We start from the raw sequence: 7181 nt of genomic DNA on the forward strand, positions 1-7181 counted from the left end.
GCGTTCCGCATCACCGGAAGCACTGTGCGGTTCATCAACACCGAACGCGGCCGGGTGAACGGCACGCTGGCCGAACCGGCCATCATCATCGAAGGCCCCGGCGTGACTATCGAAAATGCCTTGGGCGGCATTATTCGCGCAACCGACAGCTTTTCGTCGGACCTCAATCTGGCAATCTTGGGTTTTGGCACGGCAGACACGGTGCTGAATTCCGGGCTGATCAGCGGCCGGGTTAGCCTTGGCGGCGGCAACGATCTGTTCGTGCACAGCCCGACTGGCCCGTCGACCGCGAGCGTGTGGGTAGAGCTTGGTTCGGGCGACGACCGTTTTGTCTTGAACGGTTCCGATCAGTCGCAGAATCACGGCAGTTTCGTGACCGGTGGCAGCGGCTTTGATACGCTGGAATTGAACGGGCCGATCAGCGTGCTGAACGGATCGCGGATAACGGGCTTTGAACGATTGCTGGTTGGGCCGCAGGTTCGAAATATCGATAGCTTGTCTGGCTTCAGCGAAATTCTGCTTGCGCCCGGCAGCTTTTACAATTTTCTTCAGTCGCAGAATCCGTTGGTGGATTTGCGCTTTGCAGGCGGCTTTGTCACGATTGGACAGGGCTCAAGCCTGCGCAGCGTGGTGGGCAGTGACGGCGCGGAACAACTGGAACTGCTCGGCGGCTCCTTTGGATTTCCAACGTTGATCGGGTCGGCGGATCTTGGCGCGGGTGACGACACATTCTGGATAACCACCTTTGGCACCACCAGCGCAGCGCCCGTTATCGGCGGGATTGTGAACGGCGGCGCCGGCAAGGACACGCTGCATTTTTCGTCTTCTTCCAATCTCACCTTTGATTTGGCCCCGATGATCGGCTTTGAGCGTGTCAATACCGGCACATTTTCATCGGCCACCTCCAAGATACGGCTTATCAACCTCAACAGTTTCGAAGAAGTGACTGGCGATGGCGAAACCGGCGTCTTGACCATCGCGCAGTCCAACTCACCCAACGCCGCAATCACCGTGTCGTCGCGCGGCGTGCTGGTGCTCGAATCGACTGCTATAATTGGCCGCTATGGCTTTCCCAGGCGGGATTTTTTCCAGACTAATTTCGAACAGGATCAGCAGGGCAACGACCAATTGAGTGTGACTGTGCTGAACAGCGGCACCATCCTGGGCGATGTGCAGCTTTATTTCGGCGATGATCTTTATGATGGCCGGGACGGCACGGTAGGCGGCAACATCTTTGGCTATTCCGGCAATGATCGCATTTTCGGCGGTGTTGGCGATGATCGCATTAATGGCGGCTTTGGCGGGGATGATTTGTTTGGCGGCGGCGGTAATGATCTGCTGATCGGCGGTCCAGGCGGCGACATACTGGACGGCGGCGATGGCTTTGATTACGCCAGCTATATCACAGCCACCGCTGGCGTGCTGGCCGATCTGGTGGTGTGGGCATTGAACACCGGCGAAGCGACCCGTGACAGTTATGCCGTCATTGAGGGCTTGCTTGGTTCGGCGTTTGGCGATGATCTGCGCGGCACCGGCGGGGACAATTGGATTTATGGCGGGGGCGGCGGGGATGTTGTCTATGGGCGCGCCGGCAATGATGTGCTGCTTGGCGAGAACGGTGATGACACGCTGTGGGGCAATGAAGGCAATGATGCGCTCTATGGCGGCGAAGGCCTGGATCGCTTGCTTGGCGGCGAGGGCGCTGATCTGCTGAACGGTGAGGGCGGTTTTGATTTTGGGCATTATGATGATGCAACCAGCGGCATCATAGTCGATCTGACGTCGAATGCGGGTAACACCGGCGGTGCGCTGGGCGACCAGTTGTTCAATGTCGAAGGCCTGGTCGGCTCGTCCTTTGCTGACCGGCTCTTGGGCGATGCGGCCATCAACTGGCTATATGGCCAGAGCGGCGACGATGTTCTGGACGGGCGTGGCGGCGATGATGTGCTGATCGCCGGCAACGGCAATGATTTCGTGTTCGGCGGCGACGGCAACGACCTGATGTTTGGTGAAATCGGCGATGACAGTCTGTTCGGCGGTGCCGGCAATGATCGCGTGGATGGCGGCGCTGGCGCAGATGTGCTGACCGGCGGCACCGGAGCCGACGTGCTGATCGGCAATCTTGGCTTTGACTTTGTCGCCTATGAAGGCGCCGCCACTGGCGTGACGGCCGATCTGGTGGTCTGGGCCAACAACAGCGGCGAAGCGGCCGGCGACGTGTATGTTGAGGTGGAAGGCATCATCGGATCGGCTTTTGCCGACAGTTTGCGCGGCGACGCCGGCGGCAATTTCCTCTTTGGCCTTGGCGGCGACGATGCCCTCTTCGGGCGCGGCGGCAATGATGTGCTTGTCGGCGGCGATGGGGACGACACGCTGTCCGGCAACCAGGGCGATGATGCGATCTACGGCGGCGCCGGCAATGACCGCATCGTGTTCGGTGCTGGCGATGGCCGCGATGCGCTGTTTGATTTTGCTGGCGGCGCAGGCGACGGAGATCTCATTCAGTTGGCGGCATCGCTGGGCATCACCAGTTTCGCCCAGTTGCAGGGCCGCATGACGCAAGTGGGCGGTGACACGCTGATCAGCTTCGATGCTGCCACCGCCATCACCATCGTCGGCGTTGCCCCTGGCGCACTTGCGCCCAATGATTTCCTCTTTGGTTAGGGCGCGGCAGGACCATCTGCGCCGGCCTAGGCTGATTCATTCAAAATCGTGGTTCGAACCGAAGCGCTTGTCGATGAATTTCAGATTTCCGGAAAATTTTTCCATTTCGCCATTGGCGAAGTAGCGGGCGATTTCCTGTAATTCGTCGATGATTGTGTCGAGCCGTTCGTTCAACTGGAAACTTGCGGATTTGCCCGTGCGGCGGAAAATCTCGGCGCGATGTTGTTCCGGGATGGCAAAATAGCTGATCATCAGTTCCGGTAAATAGGCCGTTTCGATACGGCGTGCTTCATCCAGATACTCGCCGGCGCTATTGCCGCCGCTGCGTTGCGCCAATTCCTGAATTTCCGATAGTGTTTTGAGGATGATAGCAATCTTGGGCTGGCTGGCACCCGGAATGCGCGGATCGTTGAAATCGAAGCGTGGCGGCGGCGGCGCGGCAGCCGCCGGCGCAGCGGCGGGCGCAGCGCGGTCCCCGCGCATCATCGTCAGCAATCGCTGGAACAGAGGTGGCCGTGCCATACGCACTTGCTTGTATCGCAAGCTGCTACCCGTTCAAGGGCAAGCCGCCCCCGCCCGCATCACTTGCCCATATTGACCGTGGGCGTGATCCACACCCGGCCCTTGCCGCGGATCTTGTAAACGAGGCCTTCGCCGGAACGGTAAAGATTGCGCAAGCCGCGTACCAGCGGCTTCAGCTCCACCTGCAGGCTGGCCGAATACATCAGCAATATGTCGCCATCCACGATCACTTCCTGGCCGGGCTGCACCTCGATTTCCTCGATTTCGTTCACCGGCACCGGCGATTCGATCACGAACACGCCTTTGCCTTCCAGCTTGGGCTGCATCAGGCCATTGCCCGAAAACATGCCCTGCACGCTGGCGTGGATGTGCGTCTTGAGCGCGATGGTGCTTTCGCAGGCGTAAAAGGCCTTGTCGTCGAGCAGCAGCGCGTCTTGCTCGCCGTCCATGGCGGCCAGGATGAAATGCTTGGTGGTCGGTTCGGTCCACACTTCGCCGCGGCCGCGATAATGGGTGGCAAAGCCGGATTCGCCGGTGCCGGCCGACGCCACGGCGCGGCTGAAGATATTGGATTTGGGGTTGAGCTTTTGCACCTCCACTTCCAGCTGCCCGATGGCATATTGCAGTGCGCCGGGCTCCACCAGCGCGCCGCCGCCGGTCAGGATGATGCGCACCTGCCGCCAGTGCATCGCCGTGGGCAACACCACGGTGATCGGGGCGGCGGTTGCACCGGCGGCGGCCGGCGCTGCCGACGGCATGGCCGATGATCCGCCATAGGCCTTGCGGGTGAATTCATACACCTCGATGGTCACGCCGTTGCCCGGCATGGTTTCGACAAGGCGGCGATAGTCTTCGCTCATTGCATGCTCCTGCGATGGGATTTCAGTCTGGCGGGGTTACACCACCAACGCCAGCCCGGGGCCTTCTGGTTTGCGCACGCCAAAGGCATCGGCGCGTTCAATCACGGCGCGGGCCCAGGCGCGGTGCGTTGCCGGTTCCGACATGATGCCATCGCAGGCGAAAATGGCCGGCGCGTTGACATCGAGGATCTGGACGGCATTGGCATGCACCGCTTCATCGACCATGTAGGCGGCGTGGATCATATCGACTTGCGCCGGGTGGATCGCGGTTTTGGTGAACAGGCCATGTTCGATATCCTGATCGATTTCGTCCTGCAGCATGGCCATATCGGTGAAATTTTCCAGCACCGGCGCGCTCATCGCAAAGCCCCACGGTACAAAGCCGGCAACCAGATTGCCGATGATCTTGCCGAGCAAACCATCATAGGCCGTGCGACGGGTGGAGCGGCGGCAGCCCAGCGTTTGCAGTAGATCATTGCCGCCGATGCGCACCGCCAGCACCCGATCCTGAATGGCGATCAATTGCTCGCGCAGCCGGCGCATTTCCACCGAATCAAAGGCTTCGCGAGTTTCGATGGTCGGCATGATGACATGGTCGGCGCAGCTCAGGCTGCTGATATAGGCCGGCATCACATCGGCGGTGGCCTTGGGAATTACAAAGCCGGTGATCTGCGCAATGCCGGGCAATGCGGACAGGTGCGCCAGCATGGCAGCATCGCGCGGGCGCACAAACAGCAGCGGCCGATCGCCATGCAGCAGCTGCGAGCGTTCAAGTTGGAGCAGCAATGCCGCCAGATTGGCCATGGCGTGGCCAATATCGCGGGGCAGCACGGCATCCTCAAGATCAAACACCACCGAACGCAGACTGGGGTATTTGTGCCCCAGCGCGATTGCCAGCAAATCGCCGCGTGTGGCCGGCACATACAATGTGGCACCCAGCCGGGCCGGATGAATTGATGCGGCTTTGCGAACTGTGAGCAATTCGGGACGCATCGTCATTCTCCAGCCATTTGGGCAATCACGGCCACGGCGCGGTAGTGGCTGCCGGGCGGCAACGGTTCGATTCTGATCTGGCGTTCGCGCGCCAGCAACACCAGATGAGCCAGCTGCGGATCGGCGGTGTTGCCAAGATAAAGCCGGTCCGGCACCCGGCGCAAAACGGCGCGCGTGGCTTCGGCAATGCCCGGCTTGATCCGGTTGCGGTCGGTTACGCCGGTATCCTTTTCCACGAAGCCGAGCATGACGGTGCAGCGCTGCGCCAGTGCGTGCCGCTCTGCCGACGACCATGGCCAAGGATCGGGCTGGCTGTAAGGCTCTGACGACAGGGCCGCCGCCAGCTGATCGACAATGTCGACAAAGGCGCGGCTTACGTCATGGGCGGCAAGATGATCCAGCCGCACGCAGCCGTGAAAATCATCCGCGCCGGCCGCCGCAGGCAGCACCGAACGGCTGATCAGCCCGGACACGACACCATTCAAGATGCCGGACGGGATCAGATAATCGTCACCGGTAGCAGCCAGATCGGCCACGCCGGCCGGATCGGCCACCACCAGCAGCCGGGGCGTCACGCCCAGCGCCGATGGCCCTAGCGGCCCGCGCAATTCACTGGCGATGGCGCCCTTGCCGGTCCAGCCATCCACAAACACGACGTCATCTGAATGATGCCGCGCCAATATGTGGCGCAATGCAGCCTGATCGATACCGCGGCCGCGAATGATGCTGATGGAATAATGGGCTGCCGCCGTGCCGAGCCGCGCCAGCGCGCGTTTCAGCAGCACGCCGATCGGGGTGCCGGCCCGGGCCAGGGAGACAATCGCCAACTGGCGCTGCGGATCGCCAGACTGCCACGCCAGCAGCTGCCGGCTGAGCAGGTTGATGTGCCCTGCCAGGCGCGGGCCATTGGCCGCCAGCGCCTGCTGGTAAATCGCCATATAGGCTGGGCTGGGCGCGGTTTCGGGTGACAGCATCTCTGAGTAATGCGCTGCGCCCGATTGGATGCGACGTTCTTTTTCAACGACTTCGGTGACGGCCATGCGGATTGGCCGCAGCAGGAACTGCACATCGGCCGGATCATAGCTGCCCAGCGCCGGCGCATGGCCATTCAGGGGCAAAGCCATCATGCCAGCAGCCGCCCGGCAATCTGGGAATTGCCGGGGGTCAGCATGAAATCACACAATTGCATGAACGGCAGATCGGTGTGGCTGTCGCCGGCGCCGATCACGGGCAGATGCGGGTGCTGCGCGCGCAGGCGCGGCAGGATTGCCTCGGCAGCATCACGCTTGCCAAGGCCGGGCGGCATATAGGCGACATTGTTGCCATTGATGTGCAGCGTCCAGCCCGAAAGCGCATGTGCTTCAGCCACTTGCCGGCACAGGCCGTGCAATTTCGCATCTTCGCCGGTGTCGGCGTCGCGGTGCTTGATGACCAGATACAGCGGCTGGCCAGCCTCTTCGACGATCTTGCCGCGAACGCCGATGGCCCTGGCTGCCGCGCCAGCGGTGACGGCGCTGTCCAACTGGTCCAACATGGCGAGGTGCGGCGCGGTGCGGGCCTGCATTGTGGCCGCCCAGTCCGAGCAATGACGCAGGCCGCCATTTTCATCGGTTTGCAAGATGCCGCCGCCGTGGCCGACCACGGCATCACCAAAGCGCAGGTGCGTGCGCTGCAACGCCTCACTGCTGCGCCCGGTGACGGGGATGAAGATCGTATGCGCCTGTAACCAAGCGATAAAATTCTGCTGGCGCGGCGTGGCATAGCTGATCGGCGCCATATCTGCGCCCCAGGCCATCAGCTTGAGATCATCGCGGGGCACATCGGCCGGGCATTTGCGCAGGGTTTGAAACAGCGTGTCGTCGATATCGACGAGCGCGATTGCCCGAGGATCTGGGGTTTTCTGATCGGGCGGCATCATGCCGTCACCAGCAGGTCACAGCTGAAATCGACGCTGATGCCAGCTACGTCCCTTACAAAGCCGGCATCCAGCGTTTCGGTGTCCGTTTCGTGACAGATTATCACGGCGCTGTGGCCTTCGGTGTCCAGATTGTGGACAAAATTGGGTACGCCGCTGGCATAATTGTCGGTCAATTCCAGCTTGCTGGTGATGGCGCCGCCGATATGGATCGGGCTGCGCGTGAT

Annotated in this window: 6 protein-coding genes and 1 pseudogene; 1 reads left to right on the forward strand and 6 read right to left on the reverse strand. The window is 61.5% G+C overall.

Annotated elements, in window-relative coordinates; genetic code table 11:
• The coding region (locus ABWP50_RS05405) for a calcium-binding protein (RefSeq protein WP_353216972.1) at positions 1 to 2664 on the forward strand (2664 nt) is incomplete at its 5' end.
• A 36-nt stretch (positions 2665 to 2700) separates the two neighbouring features.
• On the opposite strand, the gene ABWP50_RS05410 is transcribed toward ABWP50_RS05405, so the two are convergent.
• The 6 genes and pseudogenes from ABWP50_RS05410 to ABWP50_RS05435 form a co-directional block, all read right to left on the reverse strand.
• Positions 2701 to 3186 carry a hypothetical protein gene (locus ABWP50_RS05410; protein ID WP_353216973.1) on the reverse strand — a complete coding sequence of 162 codons (486 nt, stop codon included), beginning with the start codon at positions 3184 to 3186 and terminating at the stop codon, positions 2701 to 2703.
• A 59-nt stretch (positions 3187 to 3245) separates the two neighbouring features.
• Positions 3246 to 4046 (reverse strand): AIM24 family protein, encoded by an 801-nt coding sequence (locus ABWP50_RS05415; RefSeq protein ID WP_353216974.1) that lies wholly within the window; start codon positions 4044 to 4046, stop codon positions 3246 to 3248.
• Positions 4047 to 4082: 36 nt separating this feature from the next.
• Positions 4083 to 5045, reverse strand: a complete 963-nt coding sequence (locus ABWP50_RS05420) for an HpcH/HpaI aldolase/citrate lyase family protein (protein ID WP_353216975.1) — start codon at positions 5043 to 5045, stop codon at positions 4083 to 4085.
• Positions 5042 to 6166 carry a cysteine protease StiP domain-containing protein gene (locus ABWP50_RS05425; protein WP_353216976.1) on the reverse strand — a complete coding sequence of 375 codons (1125 nt, stop codon included), beginning with the start codon at positions 6164 to 6166 and terminating at the stop codon, positions 5042 to 5044. The genes ABWP50_RS05420 and ABWP50_RS05425 overlap by 4 nt, the downstream gene beginning before the upstream one ends.
• Positions 6163 to 6957, reverse strand: coding sequence for an HAD family hydrolase (locus ABWP50_RS05430; RefSeq protein WP_353216977.1), 795 nt, complete (start codon positions 6955 to 6957; stop codon positions 6163 to 6165). The genes ABWP50_RS05425 and ABWP50_RS05430 overlap by 4 nt, the downstream gene beginning before the upstream one ends.
• Positions 6954 to 7181, reverse strand: a pseudogene (locus ABWP50_RS05435) (hypothetical protein); the annotation flags it as partial. The gene ABWP50_RS05430 and the pseudogene ABWP50_RS05435, both read right to left, overlap by 4 nt.

Source organism: Sandarakinorhabdus sp. (assembly GCF_040398645.1).
Classification (GTDB): Bacteria; Pseudomonadota; Alphaproteobacteria; order Sphingomonadales; family Sphingomonadaceae; genus Sandarakinorhabdus.

Excerpts from the sequence above, each read along its gene's own strand:
- ABWP50_RS05420 (WP_353216975.1), bottom strand. The coding sequence starts at position 5,045 with ATGACGATGCGTCCCGAATTGCTCACAGTTCGCAAAGCCGCATCAATT.
- ABWP50_RS05415 (WP_353216974.1), bottom strand. The coding sequence starts at position 4,046 with ATGAGCGAAGACTATCGCCGCCTTGTCGAAACCATGCCGGGCAACGGC.
- ABWP50_RS05430 (WP_353216977.1), bottom strand. The coding sequence starts at position 6,957 with ATGATGCCGCCCGATCAGAAAACCCCAGATCCTCGGGCAATCGCGCTC.
- ABWP50_RS05410 (WP_353216973.1), bottom strand. The coding sequence starts at position 3,186 with ATGGCACGGCCACCTCTGTTCCAGCGATTGCTGACGATGATGCGCGGG.
- ABWP50_RS05425 (WP_353216976.1), bottom strand. The coding sequence starts at position 6,166 with ATGATGGCTTTGCCCCTGAATGGCCATGCGCCGGCGCTGGGCAGCTAT.